This is a genomic window from Stenotrophomonas sp. STEN054, assembly GCF_056854535.1.
Map to the genome: position 1 here is coordinate 16,567 of NZ_JBXFWG010000025.1, position 25,819 is coordinate 42,385.

Here is a 25,819-nt window from a genome sequence, read left to right on the forward strand (position 1 = left end):
CAACGACAACGCCGGCCTCGTGCCGGCGTTGTCCGTTGCAGGGTCCTACAGTCGCCCGCTGCGCGCCAGCGAATACACCAGCAGCGCCACCACCATCACGTTCATCGCCAACACGCCGGTCCGGCCGTAGGCCAGTTCATAGCTCCAGTTCCTCGCCGAGCGGCCCTTGCGCGCGGCGTCGCGGGCAATCAGCGGTTTCATGATCCGCTGCAGCGGTACCAGGCACTGGTAATTCACCACGCCCAGGCCGATGACCAGGAGGGCAAGCTGCAGCCACAGCGGCACGGCCAGCATCAGCGAGACCAGCAGGCTGGTGCAGACGACCATCGCAGTGAACGTATTGAGGTGCACGAACCGCCGCACCTCGGCCTGCTCCTGCGGCGTGTCTGCAAAGCGCAGCAGGAAGCGACCGCCGAGATAGCTGCCGGCAATGCCGCCGATGACGCCACCGGCAATGGCCCCCCAGTTGCTGGCGGGAATCAGGTGCAGCTGGCTGGCAGCGGCGGTCAACGAACCCATGGCGGCACCGCCCGCGGCGCTGACCCCGCCCAGCCCCAGTTTGCTGCCACCCACGCCTACCCCGGTGCCCAGCAGGATCGCCGCGCTGGCCGTGCCCGGTGCAGCGATCAGCACCATTGACACCACTGTTGTCGCAAACGCGGCACTGGGCGCACTGCTGCGGGCGAAGTCGCCGAAGCGCTGCAGCAGGCCGTCGCGCACCTGCGCGCGTGCACGTGACAGGCGTTTGCGCACGGCCGCATCGCTGAGGCCGAGCAGGTCGGCCACCTGCTGCGAACGCTGGCCCTCGCGGTAATAGAGCAACAGCACCTCGCGGCTGTCGCTGGGCAGGGCCGAGATGATGTCCTCGGCGACCACTTCTTCTTCCAGCCGCTGCAGGCGGTCGGCCGCGACCGGCGTCGGGTCGGCGGCCATGCCCAGCGCGACCTCGGCGGCGTCGCCGGTCAGCGGACGGCCGCGCTGCGCGCGCAGCCAGTCGCGGGCCAGGTTGCGGGTGATCTGCCGCAGCCACGGCAGGAAGCTGGTCGAGCTGCGCAGCTGGTGCAGCTGCTGCCAGGCTTTGACGAAGGCCTCCTGGGCGATGTCCTCGCTGGCCTGGCGGTCGCGGGTGATCGCCAGGGCGATGGCGGTGACCGTGTTCTGGCAGGCCAGCACGATGCGCCCATAGGCGTGCTGGCAGCCAGTGCTGGCCGCCGGCAGCTCGCGTTCCAGCGTCTCGTCGATCGTTGCAGCGAAAGTCGTCATGGCGGCAGCTCCTGCTGGGATTGTGTCCCAAGACGGAGCTGCGCGCCGGGTGTGACCAGTTTGCGTTCCGGTAGCGCCGGGCCATGCCCGGCGGCTCATCCGTCAGGCCGCTGCGCTCGCCGGGCATGGCCCGGCCCTACCTGCGCATTACGTGGACGGCTGGATGCGGACGCGGACTTCTTCCTCTTCCGGCGGCGCCTGCGGGGCCGGTTGCGCCTGCTGCGGCTGTGCCTGCGGGGCCGGGGCCGGTGCGGCGGGAGCCGGGGCGCCGCGGTGGCGAAGGCCGATCACCAGCGCCACGCCGGCGATCACCACCAGCAGGGCGATGCGGATGCGCCAGGCCCAGCCGCGGCCACTGCCGGTGGTCACGGCGGTATCGCGGAAGGCGAATTCGGCGGTCGGGTGGTCGCGGCGGGTGGTGTCGAGCAGGCGCGCGTCACGCAGGATCTCGCGTGCACGCGGCTGGTCGTCGGCACGCACGATCCACACCGCCGGGTAGCCCTGGCTGTTGCCCAGGTCGGTATAGCTGAACTGGCCACGGCGACGGGTCTTGTACGAGCGGCCGTTGGTCACCTTCACTTCGATGTCGTGGCTGCGCAGCAGCTCGGCCACGCCCTCGACGGTTTCCACGCGCTGGCTGCTGAAAATCTGGCGCATTGCTTACTCCTTGGCCGGCACGGCGGCCGCGGCATCCTGGTCCGGTACCACGCGTATCAGGCCTTCCTGGGCGGTGCTGGCCACCAGCACGCCATCACGGGTGAAGAACTGGCCGCGGGCCAGGCCGCGCGAATCCTGCGCGCTGGGGCTGTCCAGCGAATACAGCAGCCAGTCGTCGGCGCGGAACGGGCGGTGGAACCAGATCGCGTGGTCCAGCGAAGCCATCTGCACGTGCGGATGGTAGTAGCTGATGCCGTGCGGGAAGGTGGCCGTGCCCAGCAGGTGGAAGTCGGAGGCATAGGCCAGCAACGCCTGATGCAGCTCGGGCGCATCGCCGACCGGCTCGCTCAGGCGCAGCCACACCTGGTGGTAGGGCGGGCGCTTGGGTGGGTTCAGTTCGTCGCGCGGGTACACGTGGCGGAACTCGAACGGGCCCCCGCGCGAGAGCCAGCGCTGCACCTTGATCGGCAGCCGCTCCAGCACCTCGGCCGGCAGCGGACGGTTCGGTTCGATGTCCTCCGGCTGCGGCACCTCGGGCATCTTGTGCTGGTGCTGGGCACCGGTCTCGGCCTGCTGGAACGAGGCCGCGCAGAAGAAGATCACCTTGCCGTGCTGGATCGCGGTGACCCGGCGCACGGAGAAGCTGCCGCCATCACGGGTACGGTCCACGTCATAGACGATGGGGTGGTCGATGTTGCCGGCACGCAGGAAGTAGGCATGCAGCGAGTGCACGTGGCGGCCGTTGTCGACCGTGGCCTGTGCCGCCGCGAGCGCCTGGCCCAGCACCTGGCCGCCGAACACGTACTTGGTGCCGATGTCGCGGCTCTGCCCGCGGAACAGGTTGTCCTCCAGCCGCTCCAGGGTGAGCAGGTCGATCAGCTCGGAGACGACGGGTTCGGGCGTGTCGTTCAAGGGGGCGGCCACAGCAGTGAAGAAGCCTTGATTATACCGGTCAGGGGTCGGATCCCTTTCGCTTTGCGAAAGGGCTCTGACCCCAGGGCAGGCGCGGCAGTTACTTGCCGAGCCTCGCCACCAGTGCCTGCAGGGCATTCTGGGCATCCGGCGCGAACCACGCGTCAACGAACCGGTCCAGCTGGATCAGGTCCGGGTGCAGGGCCTCCTGCAGGTCGGCACGGGCCACCGCGCGGGTCAGCAGCATCGGCTGGCGCGGCTGTTTCAGCAGGTTCTGCAGCCAGGCAATGGCGCGTGGCACCACCAGGTCGCCGTCGGCAAGTTCATCGACCAGGCCGATCTGCAGCGCCTGTTCGGCCGGCACCAGCGCGCCCGTGGTGAGCAGGATGCCCGAACGGTGCACGCCCACTGCGCGGCGCAGCAGGCGCTGGATGCCTTCCGGCGCCACCAGGCCCACCTGCACCTCGTTCAGGCCGATGGCATAGGGGCGGGCCGGGTCGGCACTGCGCGCCATCACCCGGTAGTCGCAGCACAGCGCCAGCACGCAGCCGCCGGCCGGCGCATGGCCGGTGATGGCCGCTACCACCGGGATGCGGCTCTCGGCCACGCTGCGCACCGCGCCGAAGAAGGCGTTCCAGCTGTCCAGCAGCTTGTGCTTGTCATCGCCGTGGGAGAGCAGGTGCGGCACGTCCATGCCGCCTGTGAAGACCCGCTCGCTGCCCGACAGCACGATGCCGTGCGCGTCCTCGGCCATCGCCAGCTCGATGGCGTGGATCAGCTGCCGGCACAACTCGGTGTCCAGTGCGTTGACCGGTGGCCGCGCCAGGCGCAGTTCGCGGATGGGGCCATGGTTGATCACCTCGATGAGCATCGTCATGCTGCGGTCTCGTTGCGGACAGGAATCTGAGGCGATGATAACCAAACCATTCGTTGGCGTATTGTTGCTGCTTTGTGCGGGCGCAGCATCGGCGGCGACCGCCGTGCCGGCCTGCGTCACCGTGCAGCAGGGCTGGGCGCGCCTGCCGCCAAACCCGGCCATGCCGATGACCGCTGGCTACGGGGTGATCCATAACGGCTGCGCGAAAGCGGTGGCCATCAGCGGCGCACGCAGCGCCAGCTTCGGTGACGTGTCGCTGCACGAAACCACGATCGTCGATGGGGTCAGCCGCATGCGTGCGGTCGAGCGCCTGCCGCTGGCACCGGGTGCGCGCGCCGAGCTCAAGCCGGGCGGCCTGCATCTGATGCTGATGGAGGGCAGGGGCGCGCTGAAGGAAGGGCAGGTCGTGCCGCTGCAGCTTCAGCTGGAGGGCGGTGGCGAAGCCAGCGTGACGTTGACGGTGCGCAAGGCCGCGCCGTAACGCGTCGCCTGTCCGCCGGGCATGGCCCGGTGCTCCCCCGACATACCGCCGGATCATCACCGGTAGTGCCGGGCCATGCCCGGCGGGGTTTTACGACCAGTCGAACGTAAACAGGACCGTGCGGCTGTGCGGTTCGTAGAACATCACGATGGCATCGGCGCCGGCCGCGACCCAGTTGCTGGCCGGCACGCTGGCCACATGGAAAGAGGCCTGGCCGTCGCGGGTCAGCTGCAGGCCATCGTCGGCCAGCTGGCTGCTGTCATTGCGGAAACGCAGGCTGCCACGCTGCTGGTAGCCGGCGAGATCCTGCAGCTGGAACGCCGCAGGCAGCGGGGCATGGCCGGACCAGTTGCCGAACCAGATCGGGCCGCCCAGCTGCTGCAGCCATGCCTGCTCGTCCAGCTCGCCGTCACCGTAGCGCGAGCAGCTGGCCAGGCGCCCGTGCTGCTGGAAATACGCACGTGCCTTGGCATGGCTCTCGCGCATTTCCACGATATGGGCGCGGCCGTCGTCGCCCTCCACGGCTTCACCCAGGAAGTATTCCTGCGTGCCGAGGAAGCGCATGCGGTTGTCCGCGGTCAGCTCGAAGGCGATCCAGTTGATGCCGGTGAACGCGTTGTGGTGCGCGGTCATTTCAGTCCTTTGAATTGCAGCGGTAGCGCCGGGCCATGCCCGGCGTGCGAAACGCCGGCCAGGGTCGGCACCTACCAGAAGCGGATCAGGTGGAAGCGTTGCGGATCGCGTCCGGCAGCGGCGCGCTCTTGCCGGTCTGCGTATCCATCCACACCACCACCACGTTGCCGTCCGAATACAGCCTGGTGTCGTCCTGCTGGTCGACGATGCGGTGGCCGATGGTCACGCTGCTGTTGCCCAGGCGCTCGACGAACAGCTCGACCAGGATGTCGTTGGGCCACACGATCGGCAGCCGGTAATTGACGTTGGTCGCAGCCACCACCGGTGCGATGCGGTCGGTCATCGACACGCCTTCCACGCCCAGCATCCAGCGCACGCGCGCTTCTTCCAGGTAGGAAATGTACTTGGCGTTGTTGACGTGGCCCATGCTGTCCATGTCACGCCAGCGCACGCTGATCGGGATGCGGGCCAGGATCTTGTGTTCGTTGCTCATCAGGCGTCCTTCTTCTTGCGGGGCGAAGCGGTCTTGCTGGCCTTGCCGGTGCTCTTGGCAGCGGCCGCCTTCTTCGCCGGCTTCTCCGGCTTGACCTTGCGCGGCGGGCGCGCATCGGGCTTGTTGGCCACAGCGGCGGGCTGGTCCGGGCGCGCGCTGGTGGACGGCAGCATGCGGGCCAGGAACTGGCCGGTGTACGACTGCGGGCAGGCCGCCACGTCTTCCGGCGTGCCGGTCACCAGGATGGTGCCGCCGCGGTGGCCGCCTTCCGGGCCGAGATCGACGATCCAGTCGGCGGTCTTGATGACATCCAGGTTGTGCTCGATCACCACCACCGTGTTGCCTTCGTCGCGCAGCTTGTGCAGCACGCCCAGCAGCGCTTCGATGTCGTGGAAGTGCAGGCCGGTGGTCGGCTCGTCGAGGATGTACAGGGTGCGGCCGGTATCGCGGCGCGACAGTTCCTTGGACAGCTTCACGCGCTGCGCTTCACCACCGGACAGCGTGGTCGCGCTCTGGCCCAGCTTGATGTAGCTCAGGCCCACGTCCACCAGCGTTTCCAGCTTGCGGGCGATCGACGGCACCGGCTCGAACAGCCTCAGCGCATCTTCGACGGTCATTTCCAGCACGTCGTTGATGTTGTAGCCCTTGTACAGGATCTCCAGCGTCTCGCGGTTGTAGCGCTTGCCGTGGCAGACGTCGCAGGGCACGTACACGTCCGGCAGAAAGTGCATCTCGACCTTGATCAGTCCATCGCCCTGGCAGGCCTCGCAGCGGCCGCCGCGCACGTTGAAGCTGAAACGGCCCGGCGAATAGCCGCGCGCACGCGCTTCGGGCACCTGTGCGAACAGCTCGCGCAGCGGCGTGAACAGGCCGGTGTAGGTGGCCGGGTTCGAACGCGGGGTGCGGCCGATCGGCGACTGGTCGATGTCCACCACCTTGTCGAACAGGTCCAGGCCGTCGATCTCCTTGTACGGGGCGATCGGGTGCGAGGAGCCGTTGATCTCGTTGGCGGCCAGCGAGAACAGGGTGTCGTTGATCAGGGTCGATTTGCCCGAGCCGGACACGCCGGTCACGCAGGTCAGCAGGCCGGACGGAATCGCCAGGTCCACGCCCTTCAGGTTGTTGCCGCTGGCACCGCGCAGGTGCAGGGTCATCTTCGGGTTCGGCTTGTGCCGGCGCGCCGGAATCTCGATCGCGCGCTTGCCCGACAGGTACTGGCCGGTCAGCGAACGCGGCGCATCCAGGATGTCCTGCAGGGTGCCCTGGCCGACGATCTCGCCACCATGCACGCCCGCGCCCGGGCCGATGTCCAGCACGTAGTCGGCCAGGCGGATCGCATCCTCGTCATGCTCGACCACGATGACCGTGTTGCCGAGGTCGCGCAGGCGGGTGAGGGTCCCCAGCAGGCGTTCGTTGTCGCGCTGGTGCAGGCCGATGGACGGCTCGTCGAGCACGTACATCACGCCGACCAGGCCGGCACCGATCTGGCTGGCCAGGCGGATGCGCTGCGCTTCGCCACCGGACAGCGTGTCGGCCTTGCGCTCCAGGGTCAGGTAATCCAGGCCGACGTCGACCAGGAAGCCCAGGCGTTCGCCGATTTCCTTGACGATCTTCGAAGCGATCTCACCGCGCCAGCCCGGCAGGCTCAGCTCGCTGAAGAACTTCAGTGCTTCGTCGATCGGCAGCACCACCAGGTCCGGCAGCGGGCGGTCGGCCACGAACACATTGCGCGCGGCCTTGTTCAGGCGCGCGCCCTTGCACTCGGGGCAGGCGTGTTCGCTGATGTACTTGCCCAGCTCTTCCTGCACCGCCGCCGATTCGGTTTCCTTGTAGCGGCGTTCCAGGTTGGGAATGATGCCTTCGAAGCGGTGCTTGCGCTGGGTGCGGCCACCGGCCTCGGTGAAATAGGTGAAGGTGATCGCATCATCGCCGCTGCCGTACAGCACGGCCTGCTGCACCTTGTCCGGCAGCGAGTTCCACGACGCATCGACGTCGAACTTGTAGTGCTTGGCCAGCGAGGCGATCAGCTGGAAGTAGTACGCGTTGCGACGGTCCCAGCCGCGCACCGCACCGGCGGCCAGCGACAGTTCCGGGTGCACCACCACGCGCGCCGGGTCGAAGAACTCGGCCATGCCCAGGCCATCGCAGCCGGGGCAGGCGCCCATCGGCGCGTTGAAGGAGAACAGGCGCGGTTCCAGCTCGGGCAGCGAGTAATCGCAGACCGGGCAGGAGTACTTGGAGGAGAACAGGGTCGGCGCGGTCCCGGCGTTGTCCAGGCTCTGCACCGAGGCCATGCCGTCGCCCAGCTTCAGCGCGGTCTCGAAGCTCTCGGCCAAGCGCTGCTTGATGTCCTCGCGCGGGCGGAACCGGTCGATCACCGCTTCGATGGTGTGCTTCTGGCGCAGCGCCAGCGGCGGCACCGCGTCGATTTCATGCAGCTCGCCGTCCACGCGCACGCGCACGAAGCCCTGCGCACGCAGCTGGTCGAAGACCTGCGCATGCTCGCCCTTGCGGTCGCGGATGACCGGGGCCAGCAGCATGTAGCGCTGTTCCGGGTCCAGGGTCAGCACCTGGTCGACCATCTGGCTGACCGTCTGCGCTTCCAGCGGATAGCCGTGGTCCGGGCAGCGCGGGGTGCCGACGCGGGCGTACAGCAGGCGCAGGTAGTCGTAGATCTCGGTGATGGTGCCGACGGTCGAACGCGGGTTGTGCGAGGTCGACTTCTGCTCGATCGAGATGGCCGGAGACAGGCCCTCGATGTGGTCCAGGTCCGGCTTTTCCATCACGCTGAGGAACTGCCGTGCATAGGCTGACAGCGACTCGACGTAGCGGCGCTGGCCTTCTGCATAGATGGTGTCGAACGCCAGCGAGGACTTGCCCGAGCCGGACAGGCCGGTGATCACGATCAGCTTGTCGCGGGGCAGGTCGAGGTCGATGTTCTTGAGGTTGTGCGTCCGCGCGCCGCGGATGCGGATGAAATCCATCGCCATGGGGGATCCGGTTATGGGGGGACGTTGGCTGGGTGCCGGGCCAGCGGGGGACGGGCAGTCGGTCAGCCTACCGAGGTGACCAGATGGGGGCAATAAGCGACAATGCCAGCGCGGTGTCTCACCTTGTGAGACAAGGCGACAGCTTCGTGTAGAGCCGAACCAAGCTCGGCTGCCTCGACCCCGCACCGTTCAGCCGAGCATGGCCCGGCTCTGCTGGGGCCGGGGGCGGACCCCGGCCGGGCCGCCCAGGGTTGACTTGACCGGCGCCCATTGATCTGCGTACAATCCCGCTCCTGTCCGCCCTCGATGGCGGCAGTCCATAGACCACAATAACTACAGAGGAAGTCTGGTCATGTACGCAGTACTGGTCACCGGCGGTAAGCAATACCGCGTGGCGCAGGGCGAAAAGCTCCGCATTGAAAAGCTCGAAGCCGACGTCGGCAGCGAGATCAAGTTCGACAACATCCTGCTGCTCGGCGACAGCGATGGCATCAAGATCGGCGACGCCCTGAGCGGCGCTGCGGTCACCGCCACCGTCCTGTCCCAGGGTCGTGCTGACAAGGTCCGGATCATCAAGTTCCGTCGCCGCAAGCACCACATGAAGCGTCAGGGTCACCGTCAGTACTACACCGAAATCGAGATCACCGGCATTGCCGGTGGCAGCAAGTAAGGAGATAGGTCATGGCACATAAAAAAGGCGTAGGCTCTTCGCGCAACGGTCGCGACTCCAACCCGAAGTACCTGGGCGTCAAGATCTTCGGTGGCCAGGCCATTGAGGCCGGCAACATCATCGTGCGTCAGCGCGGCACCCAGTTCCACCCGGGTTCGGGCGTCGGCCTCGGCCGCGACCACACCCTGTTCGCCCTCGTGGACGGCAAGGTGGAGTTCTCGGTGAAGGGCGCCAAGAAGCGTCGCACCGTCAGCGTCGTGTCGGTCGAAGCCTGATAAGGCTGGACTGGCGGCCATGCCTCGGCATGGCCCTGCTGGTCGAATCGCACGCTGCATGAAGAGCCCCGCTTCGGCGGGGCTTTTCGTTGGAATCAGTGGTACAACGGGCACGGCCCGACATTCAAGCAAGGTGGCGGCACGCAGGCCGCGCCCATCGCAGGCATCGAAACAATGAAACTGGTAGACGAAGCAGAAATCGAAGTGTTCGCCGGCAACGGCGGCAACGGCTGCATTGGCTTCCGTCGCGAGAAGTTCATTCCGCTCGGCGGCCCGGACGGCGGCGACGGCGGTGCGGGCGGCAGCGTGTACATCCGCGCCGACGAAAACCTGAACACCCTGGTCGACTTCCGCCATGACCGCATCTTCAAGGCGCAGCGTGGCGAGAACGGCATGGGCCGCCAGGCCTATGGCAAGGGCGGCGAAGACCTGACCATCACCGTGCCGGTCGGCACCGTGATCATCAACGTGGCCACCGACGAAGTCATCGGCGACCTGACCCAGCATGGCGACCGCCTGCTGGTGGCGCAGGGCGGCCGTGGCGGCCTCGGCAACATGCACTTCAAGAGCTCGACCAACCGCTCGCCGCGCCAGGCGCTGCCGGGCGAGCCGGGCGAAGAGCGCACGCTGAAGCTGGAGCTGAAGCTGCTGGCCGACGTCGGCCTGCTGGGCTTCCCCAACGCCGGCAAGAGCACCCTGATCCGCGCCGTCTCGGCGGCAACGCCGAAGGTGGCCGATTACCCGTTCACCACGCTGTACCCGAACCTGGGTGTGGTGAAGGTGGAGAACTACCGCAGCTTCGTCATCGCCGACATTCCGGGCCTGATCGAAGGCGCGGCCGACGGTGCCGGCCTGGGCGCGCAGTTCCTGCGCCACCTGCAGCGCACCCGCCTGCTGCTGCACCTGGTGGATATCTCCCCCATGGAAGGCGGCGTGGAGGGCATTTCCCCGGTCGAGCAGGTGCGTGCCATCGAGCGCGAGCTGGAAAAGCACGATCCGGAGCTGCTGCAGAAGCCGCGCTGGCTGGTGCTGAACAAGGCCGACCTGATGTTCGAGGACGAGGCCAAGGCCGCGGCCGAGCAGATCGTCGCCGAGCTGGGCTGGAAGGAGCCGTGGTTCCTGGTCTCGGCGCTGGGCCGCGAAGGCACCTTCCCGATCATGAGCCGGGTCATGGCCTTCTTCGACCGCCAGAAGGAAGACGAACTGGAGGCCCGCAACGCGCTGTGATGATGTTGTGGTTCCGCACGAAAAACCCGGCTTCGGCCGGGTTTTTTGTTCTGGTAGTGCCGGCCGCTGGCCGGCAGCCCTGGCGGGTAGAGTCGACTGTCAGTCGACTGCACCTGGCGGAAATGGCAAAACCCCGCGCTGCGCGCGTTAGTCGACTGACAGTCGACTCTACCGGGTCGACATCATCGAGCGGGTCGACATCATCGGATGTGTGGCAATCCCAGATCGCGGGCAACAAAAAACCCGGCCGAGGCCGGGCTTTTGTCTGCTGCCCGACCCCGAAGGGCAGGGCGGCAACGCCGGATCAGGCGGCCTTGAGGGCCTTGATGCGGTCGTTCAGACGGCTCTTATGACGAGCAGCCTTGTTCTTGTGGATCAGGCCACGCGCGCTGAAGCGATCCAGGATCGGCTGGGCAACGGCGAAGGCGGCTTCGGCGCCGGCGGCATCGTTGGCGTCCAGCGCCTTGATCACTTTCTTGACAGCGGTGCGCAGCATCGAGCGCTGAGCCACGTTGCGCGCGTTGCGCACGACGGTCTGCTTGGCGCGCTTCTTGGCGGACTTGATATTGGCCACGGTGGTGGTTTCCTGAAAAAATCGGTGTTATGGGAACAGCAAGCTAGCTAGTATGATGGCGTAAGAAATGCACGTCAAGTCGATTGTCAAGAGGGACGCTGAGTGAGTTCACCCAAGTTGTTGCGGGGCCTGCTGTCGTTCAGCAGCATGACCATGGTCTCGCGCGTTCTCGGACTTGTCCGGGACTTCGTGGTGACCACCACGTTCGGCACCAACGCCATCACTGATGCTTTCTGGGTCGCCTTCAGGGTACCCAATTTCCTGCGCCGTTTGTTCGCCGAAGGCTCATTCGCGACCGCTTTCGTGCCCGTGTTCACGGAAGTGAAAGAGACCCGCAGTCATGAGGAGCTGCGCGAACTGATGGCGCGCACGGCCGGCACCCTCGGCGGCATCCTGATGCTGGTGACCGCCGTGGCGCTGATTTTCGCGCCACAGCTGGCGTCGGTGTTCTCAAGTGGGGTGGATACCGATCCGGTCAAGCAGGGCCTGCTGGTCGACCTCTTCCGCCTGACCTTCCCGTTCCTGCTGTTCGTCTCGCTCACCGCCCTGGCGGGTGGCGCGCTCAACAGCTTCCAGCGCTTTGCCATGCCGGCGCTGACCCCGGTCATCCTCAACCTGTGCATGATCGCCGGCGCGCTGTGGCTGGCGCCGCGGCTGGGCGGCACCCCGGAAAAGCAGATCCTGGCGCTGGGCTGGGCGGTGCTGGCCGCCGGCATCCTGCAGCTGCTGTTCCAGCTGCCCTCGCTGAAGGGCATCAACCTGCTGACCCTGCCGCGCTGGGGCTGGACCCACCCGGGCGTGCGCAAGGTGATGACCCTGATGGTGCCGACCCTGTTCGGCTCGTCGGTGGCGCAGATCAACCTGCTGCTGGATACCGTCATTGCCGCCAAGCTGACCGACGGCTCGCAGTCCTGGCTGTCGCTGGCCGACCGTTTCCTTGAGCTGCCGCTGGGCGTATTCGGCGTGGCCCTGGGCACGGTGATCCTGCCGGCGCTGGCCCGCCACCATGTCAGCACCGACCGCGAAGGCTTCTCGCGCTCGCTGGACTGGGGCCTGCGCATGACCCTGCTGATCTCGGTGCCGGCCATGCTGGGCCTGCTGTTCCTGGCCGAGCCGCTGATCGCCACCATCTTCCAGCACGGCCAGTTCAGCGCTTTCGACACCCGCATGACCGCGCTGTCGGTGTACGGCCTGAGCTTCGGCCTGCCGGCGTTCGCCCTGCTGAAGGTGGTGCTGCCGGCCTTCTACGCCCGCCAGGACACCAAGACCCCGGTGCGCGCCGGCGTGGCCGCGCTGGTGGCCAACATGGTCTTCAATTTCGCCCTGCTGGCCGTGCTGTACCAGGTGATGGTGCCCGACGACCTCAAGGCGCAGGGCGTGATGGCCGCCATCGGCAAGCAGCCGGGCCTGCACTTGGCCTTGGGCATCGCCAGTGCGCTGTCCAGCTACCTGAACCTGGGCCTGCTCTGGTACTGGCTGGGCAAGACCGATGTCTACCAGCGCCGGCCCGGCTGGGGCGGCTACCTGATCCGCCTGCTGGTTGCCTGCGTGGCCATGGTCGGCGTGCTGCTGGCCCTGCTGCACTGGCTGCCTGCCTTCTCGGCCATGGGCGTATGGGAGCGGATCGGCGCCCTGGGGCTGCTGGTCGGCGGCGGCGGCCTGACCTATCTGCTGGCCATGCTGGCGATGGGCTTCCGCCCCCGCGACCTGCGCGGGCATTGATCGGGGCCCACGGCGGCTATACTTCAGGGTTACACCATTGAAGCGGCGGCCCCGGGTGGGCCGGAACGAGAGTTGATGAGCAGGCTGTTCAGAAGCGTCGAGGGCGGGGAGCTGTTCCCCAACGGAAGCGTGGTCTGTATCGGTGCATTCGACGGCCTCCACCTGGGGCATCGTGCGCTGGTCCGCCACGCGGTCGCCCGCGCGCGCGCCTTGGGCGTGGCCGCGGTGGCCGTGGCATTCGAGCCGCTGCCGCGTGAATTCTTTGCCCGGGGCACGCCGCCGCCGCGGCTGACCCTGGCCCGCGGCAAGGTCGGGATCCTGCGCGAACTGGGCGTGGATGCGATCGGCCTGCTGCGCTTCGACGCGGCGATGGCGGCCATGCCGGCCGAAGATTTCGTTCATACGCTGCTGGCGCAGCGCCTGGGCGCGCGCGAAGTGTGGATCGGGCCGGAGTTCTGCTTCGGCAACCGCCGTCGCGGCGACCTGGCCCTGCTGCAGGCGATGGGCGGCGAGCTTGGCTTCACCGCGGGCGAGATCGAAGCGGTCGACCTGCACGGCGATCGCATTTCCAGCACCCGCATCCGCCAATTGCTGCAGGCCGGCGATTTCAGTCATGCCAACGATCTGCTCGGTCGCCCCTACGCAATCAGCGGGCGGGTGGTGCGTGGGCGCCAGCTCGGCCGCACGTTGGGCTATCCCACCGCCAACCTGCGCTTCCCGAAAACGCCGGCGCTGTCGGGCATCTACGCCACGTGGGTGCATGGGGTGTTCGACCAGCCGTGGCCATCGGTGTCCAGCTTCGGCACCCGGCCGACGGTGGAAGGCGTGGAGCCGCTGCTGGAAGCCCACCTGTTCGATTTCCAGGGCGACCTGTACGGTCGACACATCGAAGTGGAATTCGTCGCCAAGCTGCGCGACGAAGAGAAATTCAATGATCTGGCGGCACTGACCGACCAGATGCACCGCGACGCCGACCAGGCGCGCGCCATCCTTTCCGAACATAGATTGCGAGCCACTGCGTGAGCCAGGACTACAAGACCACCCTGAACCTGCCAGCCACCGAATTCCCGATGCGCGGCGACCTGCCCAAGCGCGAGCCGGGCATTCTGGCGCGGTGGGAAGCGCAGGGGCTCTACCAGCAGCTGCGTGACAACGCCGCCGGCCGCCCGCTGTTCGTGTTGCATGACGGCCCGCCGTACGCCAACGGCCGCATCCACCTGGGCCACGCGGTCAACAAGATCCTCAAGGACATCATCGTCAAGTCGCGCTACCTGGCCGGCTTCGATGCGCCCTACGTGCCGGGCTGGGATTGCCACGGCCTGCCGATCGAAATCGCGGTGGAAAAGAAGTGGGGCAAGGTCGGTACCAAGCTCGACGCGGTCGAATTCCGGCAGAAGTGCCGTGAGTTCGCCGAAGAGCAGATCAACATCCAGCGCGCCGATTTCAAGCGCCTGGGCGTGACCGGCGACTGGGACAACCCGTACAAGACCCTCAGCTTCGATTTCGAGGCCAACGAGATCCGTGCGCTGGCCAAGGTCGTGGCAAACGGTCACCTGGTGCGTGGCGCCAAGCCGGTCTACTGGTGCTTCGACTGCGGCTCGGCACTGGCCGAGGCGGAAATCGAATACCAGGAAAAGGAATCGCCGGCGATCGACGTGGCCTACGCCGCGCGCGATGCGCAGGCAGTGGCCCAGGCCTTCGGCGTGAGCCTGCCGGGCGACGTCGAAGTGGCCGTGCCGATCTGGACCACCACCCCGTGGACGCTGCCGGCCTCGCTGGCGGTGTCGCTGGGCGCGGAGATCCGCTACGTGCTGGCCGAAGGCCCGGCGCTCAACGGCAAGCGCCGCTGGCTGGTGCTGGCCGCTGCCCTGGCCGAGCGCGCCCTGCAGCGCTATGGCGTCGAAAACGTGGTGCTGCACGGTGAAACCACCGGCGCGGCGCTGGAAAACCAGCTGCTGGCGCATCCGTTCTACCCGGAGCGCGAGATCCTGGTGCTCAACGGCGAACACGTGTCCGACGAGGACGGTACCGGTGCGGTGCACACCGCCCCTGGCCACGGCCAGGAAGACTACGTGGTCAGCCAGAAGTACGGCCTGCTGGACAAGTACAACGCCGGCCAGGTCACTCCGATCGACGGCCGTGGCGTGTACCTGGAATCGACCCCGCCGGCCGGTGACGTGGTGCTGGCGGGCCAGCACCTGTGGAAGGCGCAGGAAGCCATCGTCGGCGTGCTGCGCGACAACGGCGCGCTGCTGGCCTTCCACCCGATCCGCCACAGCTACCCGCACTGCTGGCGCCACAAGACGCCGGTGGTGTTCCGCGCCACCCCGCAGTGGTTCATCTCGATGGACAAGGCAAACCTGCGCAACGATGCGCTGGCCGCCATCGATACCGTGGGCTGGTTCCCGAGCTGGGGCAAGGCGCGCATCCAGAGCATGGTCGACGGTCGCCCGGACTGGACCATCTCGCGCCAGCGCACCTGGGGCGTGCCGATCGCGCTGTTCACCCATCGCCAGACCGGCGAGATCCACCCGCGCACGGTGGAGCTGATGCAGCAGGTCGCCGACCGCGTCGAAGCCGAGGGCATCGACGTGTGGTACTCGCTGGACGCGGCCGAACTGCTGGGCGCCGAAGCGGCCGACTACGAGAAGGTCACCGACATCCTCGACGTCTGGTTCGATTCGGGCGTCACCCATGAAGGCGTGCTGGCCGCGCGTGGCTTCGGCAAGCCGGCCGACCTGTACCTGGAAGGTTCCGACCAGCACCGCGGCTGGTTCCAGTCCTCGCTGCTGACCGGCGTGGCCATCGACCAGCGTGCCCCGTACAAGCAGTGCCTCACCCACGGTTTCACCGTGGACGAGCACGGCCGCAAGATGTCCAAGTCGCTGGGCAACGGCATCGAGCCGCAGGACATCATGAACAAGCTGGGCGCGGACATCCTGCGCCTGTGGATCGCCTCGGCGGACTACAGCAACGAAATGTCGCTGTCGCAGGAAATCCTCAAGCGCAACGCCGATGCCTACCGCCGCCTGCGCAACACCGCGCGCTTCCTGCTGGGCAACCTGGATGGTTTCGATCCGGCCCAGCACCTGCGCCCGCTGAACGAGATGGTCGCGCTGGACCGCTGGATCGTGCATCGCGCCTGGGAGCTGCAGGAAAAGATCAAGGCCGCGTTCGACAACTACAACATGGCCGAGATCGTCCAGCTGCTGCTGAACTTCTGCAGCGTGGACCTGGGCTCGCTGTACCTGGACGTGACCAAGGACCGCCTGTACACGATGCCGACCGATTCGCACGGTCGTCGTTCGGCACAGAGCGCGATGTACCACATCGCCGAAGCGTTCACCCGCTGGATCGCGCCGATCCTGACCTTCACCGCCGACGAGCTGTGGGGCTACCTGCCGGGCGAGCGTGCCGAGCACGTGCTGTTCACCACCTGGTACGACGGCCTGGCGCCGCTGCCGGCCGATGCCCAGCTCAATGCCGCTGATTTCGATCAGCTGCTGGCCGTGCGCGAGCAGGTCGCCAAGGTCCTCGAGCCGATGCGCGCCAACGGTGCGATCGGTGCTGCGCTGGAAGCGGAAATCACCATCGCCGCCAGCGAAGAGCAGGCCGCGAAGTGGCAGCCGCTGGCCGATGAACTGCGTTTCCTGTTCATCAGCGGCGACGTGCAGGTGCGCCCGGCGACCACCGACGAAGTGTTCGTCAGCGCCCAGCCGACCCAGAAGAGCAAGTGCGTGCGCTGCTGGCACCACCGTGCCGACGTCGGCAGCAATGCCGACCACCCGGAACTGTGCGGCCGCTGCGCGGGCAACATCACCGGTGCTGGTGAAGTGCGGAGCTGGTTCTGATGGCCGCGCCCCGTCCGCATCCGAACGCCCTGGTCTGGCTGCTGCTGTCGGCCGCCATCATCGGCCTGGACCAGTGGTCCAAGGCCTGGGTGCTGTCGAGCCTGCCGGAGTTCCAGCCGGTGGTGGTCATCGACGGCTTCTGGAACTGGTACCGCACCTACAACACCGGTGCAGCGTTCAGTTTCCTGAGCGATGCCGGTGGCTGGCAGAAGCACCTCTTCACCGTGCTGGCCATCGCCATCAGCGCCCTGATGGCGTGGTGGCTGCGCGCCACCGCCCGTGGCAACTGGAAGGCGGCGGTGCCATACGCGCTGATCATCGGCGGTGCCATCGGCAACGTGATCGACCGCCAGGTGCACGGTCACGTGGTCGATTTCATCCAGTGGTATATCGGTGACCATGTCTGGCCAGCGTTCAACGTGGCCGACTCGGCCATCGTGGTCGGTGCCGTGGGCATCGCCCTGTTTGGCCTGTTCGACGGCAAGTCCGCCAAAAAGGCGGATAATGCCACCCCGAAACCGTAAGCCGGCCGCTGCCGGGAGACTGAACTGATGGATGTGCTGCTCGCCAACCCGCGTGGTTTCTGTGCCGGTGTCGATCGTGCGATCGAGATCGTCAAGCGCGCGATCGAAACGCTGGGCGCGCCCATCTACGTCCGCCATGAAGTGGTGCACAACCGCTTCGTGGTCGACGACCTGAAGCAGCGCGGCGCGATCTTCGTCGAGGAACTCGATGAAGTGCCGGACAACAACACGGTCATCTTCAGCGCGCACGGCGTCTCCCAGGCCGTGCGTCAGGAAGCCGACCGTCGTGGCCTGAAAGTGTTCGACGCCACCTGCCCGCTGGTGACCAAGGTTCACTTCGAAGTGGCCCGCCACTGCCGTGCCGGCCGTGACGTGGTGCTGATCGGCCACGCCGGTCACCCGGAAGTGGAAGGCACCATGGGCCAGTGGAACCGCGAAGCCGGTACTGGGCAGATCTACTTGGTCGAGGACGTGGAGCAGGTCGCGTTGCTGGAAATCAACCAGCCGACGAACTTCGCCTACACCACCCAGACCACGCTGTCGGTGGACGACACGCGCGGCATCATCGAGGCGCTGCGCGAGCGGTTCCCGGAGATGCAGGGCCCGAAGAACGACGACATCTGCTACGCCACGCAGAACCGCCAGGACGCCGTGCGCGATCTGGCCAAGCGCTGCGACCTGGTGCTGGTGGTGGGTTCGCCCAACAGCTCCAATTCCAACCGCCTGAGTGAGCTGGCCCGCCGCGAGGGCGTGGAGAGCTACCTGATCGACGGCGCGCACGAGATCGACCCGCGCTGGGTGGAAGGCAAGCAGCACATCGGCGTGACCGCCGGCGCCTCGGCACCGCAGGTGCTGGTGGATGGCGTGCTGGCCCGCCTGGCCGAGCTCGGCGCCAACGGCGTGGGCGAGCTGGACGGCGAGCCGGAATCGATGGTGTTCGCGCTGCCGAAGGAACTGCGGCTGCGGTTGGTGGATTGACTGCGGAAGGTGCTTCGCCGGGCATGGCCCGGCGCTACCGGGTGCATGTCATCCACGCATGGCGTAGAAAGGGCATCGCCTGTCCGCGGCAGTAGATCCACGCCATGCGTGGATGAGCTCTCACCGATGAACCTCGGCCATTACGGAAAATCTGTACCTGGCAGCATGAGGGCTACTACGATGCGAGGCATCCTCGCTGATTTCGTGAGAGTGCCAGTGAAGTCATTGCTGATCCTGTCTTCGCTCATTCCCCTCGCAGCGGTTGCGGCGACACCTTCTTCTCAAGCATGGAGTCCCGCTGCAAGCGCTTCGCAGCTGGCAGCGCTGGATTACATCGAGAGGCTGGAGGTGGCGCGAAGCGCCGGGCCGCAGGCCGCCGCTGATGCGTTGGGTATCGAGAGCGGCTCCGGCGCGGACGCTGCGTCGGTCTCTGGGATCGCCCGGAATTTCGGTGGTATTGAACTTGCTGCCGAGCTTTCACAACAATCAGGCCAGACCGTGATCGTCGTGAAAGCATCGGGCGGGTGTGTCGAGCGGGAGAATGCGAGGGCGAAACTGGCACTCGGCAGGATCGTATGGGCTCCGCTGGCCGATTCCCTTGCGCCGGTAATAGGTTATGCGCACTTCCAGGGAGGCTCGGCGTCGACGGTATTTTTCGATGCAACCGGCTCGAGGTGTTTGACCGGTGTCAGGATCGAAGATCCGGCGAGATTGAAGGCGGCCATTGAGGCGGCTGGGAAAGAAGAGGCGTCGAATCAGCTTCCGTGATGGATGTGCCTCAATAGTTCTCTCGACCATGACCTTCGGCCATGGGGTTGGGCACGCCACAGGCCTAGCATCAAAGGTTCTACCGTAGCTGGAACCTGCCTGATGAAGACCCGTGCCCTGGTGATGTCCGTGCTGTTCGCGCTGGCTGCCACGCCTGCGCTGGCGCAGACCTCGCCGCCGGGCGACGCCGCGGCCCCTGGCCTGCTGCGCATCGATGTAGATGCACGTGACCTTGCCCGTCGCATTTTCAAGGTGACCGCCACCGTGCCGGTCACGCCCGGTCCGGTCACTCTGCTGTACCCGCAGTGGATCCCCGGCAACCATTCGCCCACCGGCCCGATCGACAAGCTGGCCGGCCTGCGCGTGACCGCCAACGGCAAGCCGCTGGCCTGGCAGCGCGACCAGTTCAATGTCTATGCGTTCAAGGTGGACGTGCCCGACGGTGTCAGCGAGATCGTCGCGCACTTCGATTTCCTCTCCTCGCAGGGCGGCAGCCAGGGTCGTGTGGTGATGACTCCGGAAATGCTCAACCTGCAGTGGAACGCCAACTCGCTGTATCCGGCCGGCGTCGATGCGCGCAACCTGCAGGCGCAGGCCAGCGTGACGCTGCCCAAGGGCTGGGGCTATGCCACCGCACTGGAAACCGCGCGCCGCGATGGCGACACCGTGGTGTTCAAGCCGATCTCCTATGACCACCTGGTCGATTCGCCGCTGTTTGCCGGCGAGCACCACCAGCGCATCGACCTCGACCCGGGCGCGAAGGTGCCGGTGCACCTGAATGTGTTCGCCGACGACGCCAAGTCGCTGAAGCCGACCGACGAACAGATCAAGCTGCACCGCGCGCTGGTGCAGCAGGCCGACAAGCTGTACGGCGCACGCCACTACGATCACTACGAATTTCTGCTGGCCCTGACCGACCGCCTCGGCGGCATCGGCCTGGAACACCACCGGTCCAGCGAGAACAGCGCCGCGCCCGGCTACTTCACCGAGTGGGACAGCAACGCGTGGATGCGCGACCTGCTGCCGCACGAGTACACCCACTCCTGGAACGGCAAGTACCGTCGCGGCGCGGACCTGGCCACCGCCAATTTCAACGTGCCGATGGGCGACAGCCTGCTGTGGGTGTACGAGGGCCAGACCCAGTTCTGGGGCCAGGTGCTGGCCGCGCGCTCGGGCCTGTGGTCGAACGAGCAGACCCGCGACATGCTGGCCAACGTGGCGGCGACCTACGACCGTGGCCGCCCGGGCCTGGCCTGGCGCGCGCTGCAGGACACCACCAACGACCCGACCATCGCCCAGCGCCGCGGGCTGGCCTATCGCAACTACCAGATGAGCGAGGACTACTACTCCGGCGGGCAGATGCTGTGGCTGGAAGTGGAAGGCAAGCTGCGCGAGCTGAGCGGCAACCGTCGCAGTCTGGACGATTTCGCACGCGCGTTCTTCGGTGTCGGTAATGGCGATTGGAACGTCAAGCCGTACACCTTCGAGGATGTGGTGGCGACCCTCAACGGCATCGCGCCGTACGACTGGGCCAGCTTCCTGCGGCAGCGCCTGGACGGGCATGGTTCGCTGACCGGTGGCCTGGAACTGGCCGGCTGGAAGCTGGCCTACCGCGATACGCCGAACGAGGCCTACAAGGCGCAGGAAAAGCGCGCCAAGGCCGCGCTGCTGGCGTACTCGCTGGGTGCCACCGTGCTCGATACGGGCGTGGTGGGTGACGTGATCTGGGACAGCCCGGCCTTCAACGCCGGCCTGGCACCGGGCATGAAGGTGATTGCCGTGGGTGGCCGCGAGTACAGCAGCGAGCGCCTGAAGGAGGCGGTCTCTGCCGCGGCCAGGGACAAGGCGCCGATCGTGCTGCTGGTCAAGCAGTTCGATCGCATCGATACGATGAACATCGATTACCACGGAGGCCTGCAGTACCCGGTGCTGGAGCGCATCGCCGGCAAGCCGGACCGCCTTGCCGAGCTGTGGAAGGCGCGATGATGTGGTGATTTCTGTAGAGTCGACCGTTGGTCGACTGCCTTTGGCAGAAGCAGCCGAGCATGGCTCGGCTCTACAGAAGAGCAGCAGCAGCCGAGCATGGCTCGGCGCTACAGAAGAGCAGCAGCAGCCGAGCATGGCTCGGCTCTACAGAAGAGCAGAAGCAGCCGGGCATGGCTCGGCTCTACAGAAGAGCAGAAGCAGCCGAGCATGGCTCGGCTCTACAGAAGAGCAGCAGCAGCCGAGCATGGCTTGGCTCTACAGAAGAGCAGCAGCAGCCAAGCATGGCTCGGCTCTACAGAAAAGCAGCAGCAACCGAGCATGGCTCGGTTCTACAAGAGCGGCAGCAGTCGACCAACGGTCGACGCTACAAAAGCGTTTATTCGACGTCGGCCGCGCTTTCGCAGATGCGCTCCGGCGCGCACAGGCGATCCAGCAGGGCCAGGGTCACGCCGTTGCTCCAGCCGAAACCATCCTGCAGCGGGTATTCGCCGCCGCCACCGCCGCTGGCCGAGCCGTCCACCACGTACTTCTCCACCAGCTTGCCGTCGCGGTCGTAGACCGATTGCACCGTGTGCAGGAAGCGCACGCCCAGCGTCCGCGCCAGAGCCTGCTGGCCGTACTGCTGCAGCCCATCCACCGCCACCCACTGCAGCGGCGCCCAGCCGTTCGGGGCGTCCCATTGCTGCCCGGTATCGCGCTGGGTGGTCAGCAGGCCACCGGAGCGCAGCAGGCCGGCTTCCACGGCAGCGGCGGTGCGTCGCGCCTGGGCAGTGTCGGCAATCTTGAGCCACAGCGGGAACAGCGTCGCGGCGGTCAGGGCAGGGCGCTGCTGGCCGCTGTCCAGGTCGCGGTCGACGTAGTACCCCTGGCGCGCATCCCACAGCTGCGTGTTGATGGCCGCGCGGCGTGAGGCGGCCAGCTGCTGGAAACGGCGCGCATCGTCACGCGCACCCGATGCCGTGCTCGCGCGCGCGAGCGTCTGCTCCAGCTGGAACAGCAGGCTGTTCAGATCCACCGGCACAATGGACGTGGTGCGGATACTGGACAGCTGCGCCGGGTCATCCAGCCAGCGCGAGCTGAAATCCCAGCCGGATTCGGCACCGGCGCGCAGATCGCGGTACACCTGCGAGGGCGCACGTTGTGATGCCTGCGCTGCCGTCGCCAGATCATCCGTCCACGATTCGGTACGCGGCACCGCGCGCGCATCCCAGTAGCGGTTCAACAGCTGGCCATCGGCCAACCGCACCACGCGTTCGCGCGCCTGGCCCGGTGCAAGGCCCTCCGCGCCTTGCGTCCAGAATGCGTGTTCGATGCGCAGCTGCGGCAGGTAGCGCCGGTACGCGTCGTCACCTTCGTGGCTGGCCAGCAGTTCCACCATCAGGCTGAAGAACGGCGGCTGCGAGCGGCTGAGATAGTAGCTGCGGTTGCCGTTGGGGATGTGGCCATACTGGTCCAGCTGCCAGGCGAAGTTGTCGACCATGTCGCGCACCTGCTGCCAGCGTTGACTGGACGCCAGGCCGAGCAGGGTGAAGTAGCTGTCCCAGTAATAGACCTCACGGAAGCGGCCGCCGGGCACCACGTACGGGTGCGGCAGGGGCAGTAGTGAACCGTGCGGATCAACGGTGGTGGTGTGCCGCTGCAGCACCGGCCACAGGCCTTCGATGTGCGCGCGCAGTGTTTCCCCTGCGGGTGGTACGTAGGCCGGTGCATCGCCCGGTACCGTGAAGCGGGTCGCGACGAAATCGCGCAGTGTGTAACCGGGTTGCCGCTGTGCGGCCTGCCAGTCGGCCAGCACGGCCGCAGCCGGCTGATGCGGTACGGCGTCGGCGAAGGTCTTCTGGTCGGCGAACAGATGGGCGCGCTGCACCTGCTGGAACAACGGCGCGAGCGGCTGGTCGGGAGGCTCAGGGGCGCGGGCGGTTTCTTCGGCCGCTGCACTCGCCATGCAGAGCATCAATGCCAGCGACGCACCGGCCTGGAATATCGAGGGACGCATGGCGTGCCTCCAGAAGGGTGTGCGGCCACTGTAGCCCCGCATGCGTGAAAGCGGTTTGCCTTTTGTAGCGTCGAGCCATGCTGGACTCTACAAACGCGGCAGCCGAGCATGGCTCGGCTCTACAGGAGGTGCGGCAGCCGAGCATGGCTCGGCGCTACACAAGCAGGTCAGCGGAACTGCAGCGTCAGCAGGAAGTAACGCCCCAGCGGATCATCCAGCCCGGGCATCTGTCCGCCGCTGCCCACCAGGTAATTCACCGGCGCGGTATCCAGCACGTTGTGCACGTCCAGCGCCGCCACCACGCGCGGGCTCAGCTTGCGCGCCACGTGCAGGTTCCAGCGCAGCTGCGCGGGGTTCATGCAGCGATGCGCCTCGCGCTGCTCCACCGGGCAGTCCTCGCCAGCCAGCCACGCACGCGTGCGGCCCACGCGGTTGCCGCGCAGTGCGATGTCCCACGAGGGGTTCTGCCACTGCACGTTGATGATGCCGGCGAAAGTGGGCGTGGCGTGGCCGCGCAGGTCCACCGATTCACCGTGCGCGCGGTCGCGGCGCAGCTCCTGCTGTTTCAGGCCATCCAGCGAGAACAGCCACTGGCCATCGCGGCCGGCATCGATGCGGTACTCGCCGCGCAGCACCCAGTTGCGCGAGGTGGTGCGGCCGATGTTGTCGAAGGACAGGCGCAGGTCGCGCAGGCGGCCCTGCTCATCCAGTTCCCACGTATCGGGGTTCCACAGCGCATCGCTGGGCTGCAGCGCGAGGATCTCGTTGCGCAGCTCGACGATGTTGTGGGTCAACGACAGCGAGAACGCGTCGGTGGGCGTCCAGCTGGCCGCCAGCGAGTGACTGCGCGAGGTTTCAGCGCGCAGTGCGTCGTTCTCCACCACGTCCACTTCCACCGCGCAGCCACCACCGCGCAGCGTGCGTGCACACGGCGGCAGGGTGTCCGACGCGGGCAGGGCCAGCAGGCCGAAGTAGGCCGGTGGCCGCCGCCGTTCGAACAGGCTGGGTGCGCGGAAGCCGCGGCCACTGGCCAGCAGGAACGACCAGTGCGGGCTCGGGCTCCAGCGCAGGCCGGCACGCGGCGAGAACGCGCTGTCACCATCATCGCGGTCCAGCCGCGCGGCCAGGTCCAGGCGCAGCGTCGAGGCCAGCGGCAGGCCGAGTTCGGCATACGCCGCGCTGCTCGGCCGCGACAGCCGCCGCTGTTCCAGCGGCAGGCCCAGCGCCAGTTCGCCCTTGCCCAGCAGCGGATCGGGCAGCGAGGTCCAGCGTTCCTGGCGCAGGTCGAGGCCGGTGGCCAGCTGTGCCTTGCCGCCGGGCAGGTCCATCAGTTCGCGCTGCACGCCCCACCAGCCCTGCAGCTGGGTGGTGCGGCCGCGGTTGCGGATGGTCGGGAACAGTTCGTCGGCCAGGCCCGGTGGCAGCGTGGAAAAACCGGGCAGGAAGTCCAGCGCGAGCGCGGCCTCCAGCAGGCGTTCGCTGCGCACGGCGCCGCCGGTACGCAGGTCCACCTGGCTGCGCTGCGCACTCAGCCCGGCCTCCCAGCTGCGGCCGCGCCGGTCGCGGCCGATGCCAACGGTCAGGTCGCCTTCGCTGGCGCGCACCCGCGGCTGCACCTCGCCGCCCTCCTGCAGCACCACGTTGAGCAGGGCGTTGCGGTTGAAATCCAGCGCCACCGCAGTGGGGCCCAGTTCGAAGCGCTGGCGGTTGTGGCTGGCGCGCGCGTCGACATAGGCGTAGCGGCCTTCGCCGCGCTCGTGGCGGTAGTGCAGGTAGCCGGCCACCGTGTCCGAGGCCGGCTGCAGCGAACGCGGGCGCACGCTGTCATACCAGCAGCCGTCCTCGTCCTCCTGCAGCGGCGCATGGCATTCGCTGGCCGGGTAGTAATCGCCGTTGGCCAGGATCAGGCCGATCGGGTACAGCGCGCTGTCGGCATGCCAGCGACGGCGGTCGCCGGCCACGTGGCGCAGGCGGTGCAGGTCGAGGCCGGCGAACCAGCGGTCACCGTTGTCGCGCACGCCGCCGGTGGCGGCCTGCACGCGATGCTGGTCACCATCGCCGCGGCCGCTGACGCCGGTCTGCAGGGTGGCTTCCGGGCCATCGGCCTGGTCGCGCAGGATGATGTTGACCACGCCGGACATCGCGTCGGCGCCGTAGATGGCCGAGGCGCCGCCGCGCACCAGTTCGATGCGTTCAACGAAGCTGAGCGGAATGCCGCCGAGGTCGGTCAGGCCGCCTTCTTCCAGCGACACCATGGGGTAGCGCGGCAGGCGGCGGCCGTTGACCAGGAACAGCGTGGCGCGCGGGCCCATGCCGTCCAGGCTGGTGGTGGCGGCCGCGCCCACCGGCAGGTACAGCGAATCGCCGCCGCGCGAGGTGCTCAGTGGCGGATGGCCGTTCATGCCAGGCAGGTGGCGCAGCAGATCGAACAGCGTGCCGTAGCCGCTGCGCAGGATGTCCTCGCGCTCGATCACCGTCACCGGCAGGGTGGTCTGCACCGAGGTGCGCGGCAGGCGGCTGCCGGTCACATGGACCGGTGCCAGGTCCACCTGTGCCGGCCGCTGCGGTCGCGGCGGCGGGGCGGGCGCAACCGCAGCAGGCGCCGATGCCGCCACCGCATGGCGACGCAGCACGTAGCCACCGCCGGCGGTGCGCAGGATGTTGATCGGCCGGCCGGCCACCAGCGCCTTCAGCGCAGCGGCAGGTTCCTGCGGTCCCTGCGTCCCGGGCGTGCGCAGGTCGGCCAGCTCGCGTGCATCGAACACCAGCGATACACCGCTCTGCCGCGCCCACTGCTGCAGCGCCGGGGCCAAGGGGCCGGCGGCGATGTGGTATTCGATCGGGGCGGCGGCGGGCGATGCTGCGGTGGCCGTGGCACCGGCCAGGGCAAGCCACAGCAGGACCCTCAAACGCTGCCGCAGTGCCCCGGGGCTGGGCATCGG

21 protein-coding genes are annotated in these 25,819 nt (G+C 67.4%); 11 read left to right on the forward strand and 10 right to left on the reverse strand.

Annotation, left to right across the window (positions count from 1 at the left end; all coding sequences use genetic code 11):
- Nucleotides 1-45: 45 nt before the first annotated feature.
- The 4 genes from AC1VXD_RS11635 to AC1VXD_RS11650 all read right to left on the reverse strand — a co-directional run bounded on the left by AC1VXD_RS11635 (nucleotide 46) and on the right by AC1VXD_RS11650 (nucleotide 3,709).
- The gene (locus AC1VXD_RS11635; protein WP_482992165.1) at nucleotides 46-1,263 is read right to left on the reverse strand and encodes an RNA polymerase sigma factor; all 1,218 of its coding nucleotides are present in this window, start codon (nucleotides 1,261-1,263) and stop codon (nucleotides 46-48) included.
- 147 nt (nucleotides 1,264-1,410) lie between these two features.
- Nucleotides 1,411-1,920, reverse strand: coding sequence for a pathogenicity-like protein (locus AC1VXD_RS11640; RefSeq protein WP_482992166.1), 510 nt, complete (start codon nucleotides 1,918-1,920; stop codon nucleotides 1,411-1,413).
- A gap of 3 nt (nucleotides 1,921-1,923) precedes the next feature.
- Nucleotides 1,924-2,844 carry an acyl-CoA thioesterase II gene (tesB, locus tag AC1VXD_RS11645; RefSeq protein ID WP_200752761.1) on the reverse strand — a complete coding sequence of 307 codons (921 nt, stop codon included), beginning with the start codon at nucleotides 2,842-2,844 and terminating at the stop codon, nucleotides 1,924-1,926.
- Nucleotides 2,845-2,932: 88 nt separating this feature from the next.
- Entirely contained in the window at nucleotides 2,933-3,709 is a 777-nt protein-coding gene (locus AC1VXD_RS11650; RefSeq protein ID WP_482992167.1) for an enoyl-CoA hydratase/isomerase family protein, read from the reverse strand.
- A 34-nt stretch (nucleotides 3,710-3,743) separates the two neighbouring features.
- Here AC1VXD_RS11650 and AC1VXD_RS11655 point away from each other — a divergent pair, with 34 nt between their 5' ends.
- Nucleotides 3,744-4,190 (forward strand): copper chaperone PCu(A)C, encoded by a 447-nt coding sequence (locus AC1VXD_RS11655; RefSeq protein ID WP_482992168.1) that lies wholly within the window; start codon nucleotides 3,744-3,746, stop codon nucleotides 4,188-4,190.
- Nucleotides 4,191-4,280: 90 nt separating this feature from the next.
- On the opposite strand, the gene AC1VXD_RS11660 is transcribed toward AC1VXD_RS11655, so the two are convergent.
- The 3 genes from AC1VXD_RS11660 to uvrA all read right to left on the reverse strand — a co-directional run bounded on the left by AC1VXD_RS11660 (nucleotide 4,281) and on the right by uvrA (nucleotide 8,306).
- On the reverse strand, nucleotides 4,281-4,823 hold the full coding sequence (locus AC1VXD_RS11660) for an enolase (RefSeq protein ID WP_482992169.1): 543 nt from the start codon (nucleotides 4,821-4,823) through the stop codon (nucleotides 4,281-4,283).
- Between the two features lie 85 nt (nucleotides 4,824-4,908).
- On the reverse strand, nucleotides 4,909-5,316 hold the full coding sequence (locus AC1VXD_RS11665; RefSeq protein ID WP_482992170.1) for an acyl-CoA thioesterase: 408 nt from the start codon (nucleotides 5,314-5,316) through the stop codon (nucleotides 4,909-4,911).
- On the reverse strand, nucleotides 5,316-8,306 hold the full coding sequence (uvrA, locus tag AC1VXD_RS11670; protein ID WP_482992171.1) for an excinuclease ABC subunit UvrA: 2,991 nt from the start codon (nucleotides 8,304-8,306) through the stop codon (nucleotides 5,316-5,318). Before uvrA ends, AC1VXD_RS11665 begins: the two co-directional genes overlap by 1 nt.
- Nucleotides 8,307-8,658: 352 nt before the next feature.
- On the opposite strand from uvrA, the gene rplU reads away from it, so the two are divergent.
- From rplU to cgtA, 3 genes are all read left to right on the forward strand, one after another.
- Nucleotides 8,659-8,976: a 50S ribosomal protein L21 gene (rplU, locus tag AC1VXD_RS11675; RefSeq protein WP_093817644.1), complete on the forward strand. Its 318-nt coding sequence runs from the start codon at nucleotides 8,659-8,661 to the stop codon at nucleotides 8,974-8,976.
- A gap of 11 nt (nucleotides 8,977-8,987) precedes the next feature.
- Nucleotides 8,988-9,251: a 50S ribosomal protein L27 gene (gene rpmA / locus AC1VXD_RS11680; protein ID WP_004148333.1), complete on the forward strand. Its 264-nt coding sequence runs from the start codon at nucleotides 8,988-8,990 to the stop codon at nucleotides 9,249-9,251.
- Between the two features lie 174 nt (nucleotides 9,252-9,425).
- On the forward strand, nucleotides 9,426-10,478 hold the full coding sequence (gene cgtA / locus AC1VXD_RS11685; protein ID WP_482992172.1) for an Obg family GTPase CgtA: 1,053 nt from the start codon (nucleotides 9,426-9,428) through the stop codon (nucleotides 10,476-10,478).
- 304 nt (nucleotides 10,479-10,782) lie between these two features.
- Here cgtA and rpsT read toward each other — a convergent pair whose 3' ends face one another.
- Complete coding sequence (gene rpsT / locus AC1VXD_RS11690; RefSeq protein WP_005408560.1) at nucleotides 10,783-11,052, reverse strand: 30S ribosomal protein S20; 270 nt, start codon at nucleotides 11,050-11,052, stop codon at nucleotides 10,783-10,785.
- 117 nt (nucleotides 11,053-11,169) lie between these two features.
- Here rpsT and murJ point away from each other — a divergent pair, with 117 nt between their 5' ends.
- The 7 genes from murJ (at nucleotide 11,170) to AC1VXD_RS11725 (ending at nucleotide 20,881) form a co-directional block, all read left to right on the forward strand.
- Nucleotides 11,170-12,774 carry a murein biosynthesis integral membrane protein MurJ gene (murJ, locus tag AC1VXD_RS11695; protein ID WP_482992194.1) on the forward strand — a complete coding sequence of 535 codons (1,605 nt, stop codon included), beginning with the start codon at nucleotides 11,170-11,172 and terminating at the stop codon, nucleotides 12,772-12,774.
- 75 nt (nucleotides 12,775-12,849) lie between these two features.
- Entirely contained in the window at nucleotides 12,850-13,797 is a 948-nt protein-coding gene (locus tag AC1VXD_RS11700; RefSeq protein ID WP_482992173.1) for a bifunctional riboflavin kinase/FAD synthetase, read from the forward strand.
- Nucleotides 13,794-16,625, forward strand: a complete 2,832-nt coding sequence (ileS, locus tag AC1VXD_RS11705) for an isoleucine--tRNA ligase (RefSeq protein WP_482992174.1) — start codon at nucleotides 13,794-13,796, stop codon at nucleotides 16,623-16,625. The genes AC1VXD_RS11700 and ileS overlap by 4 nt, the downstream gene beginning before the upstream one ends.
- Nucleotides 16,625-17,149, forward strand: coding sequence for a signal peptidase II (lspA, locus tag AC1VXD_RS11710; RefSeq protein ID WP_482992175.1), 525 nt, complete (start codon nucleotides 16,625-16,627; stop codon nucleotides 17,147-17,149). Before ileS ends, lspA begins: the two co-directional genes overlap by 1 nt.
- A gap of 27 nt (nucleotides 17,150-17,176) precedes the next feature.
- A complete protein-coding gene (ispH, locus tag AC1VXD_RS11715; RefSeq protein ID WP_482992176.1) occupies nucleotides 17,177-18,127 on the forward strand; it encodes a 4-hydroxy-3-methylbut-2-enyl diphosphate reductase in 951 nt (316 codons plus the stop codon).
- 180 nt (nucleotides 18,128-18,307) lie between these two features.
- On the forward strand, nucleotides 18,308-18,895 hold the full coding sequence (locus AC1VXD_RS11720) for a hypothetical protein (RefSeq protein ID WP_482992177.1): 588 nt from the start codon (nucleotides 18,308-18,310) through the stop codon (nucleotides 18,893-18,895).
- 102 nt (nucleotides 18,896-18,997) lie between these two features.
- On the forward strand, nucleotides 18,998-20,881 hold the full coding sequence (locus tag AC1VXD_RS11725; RefSeq protein ID WP_482992178.1) for a M61 family metallopeptidase: 1,884 nt from the start codon (nucleotides 18,998-19,000) through the stop codon (nucleotides 20,879-20,881).
- A 376-nt stretch (nucleotides 20,882-21,257) separates the two neighbouring features.
- On the opposite strand, the gene treA is transcribed toward AC1VXD_RS11725, so the two are convergent.
- Together treA and AC1VXD_RS11735 are read right to left on the reverse strand one after the other, a co-directional pair.
- The gene (treA, locus tag AC1VXD_RS11730) at nucleotides 21,258-22,877 is read right to left on the reverse strand and encodes an alpha,alpha-trehalase TreA (protein WP_482992179.1); all 1,620 of its coding nucleotides are present in this window, start codon (nucleotides 22,875-22,877) and stop codon (nucleotides 21,258-21,260) included.
- A 167-nt stretch (nucleotides 22,878-23,044) separates the two neighbouring features.
- The gene (locus AC1VXD_RS11735; RefSeq protein WP_482992180.1) at nucleotides 23,045-25,816 is read right to left on the reverse strand and encodes a TonB-dependent receptor domain-containing protein; all 2,772 of its coding nucleotides are present in this window, start codon (nucleotides 25,814-25,816) and stop codon (nucleotides 23,045-23,047) included.
- Nucleotides 25,817-25,819 lie beyond the last annotated feature (3 nt).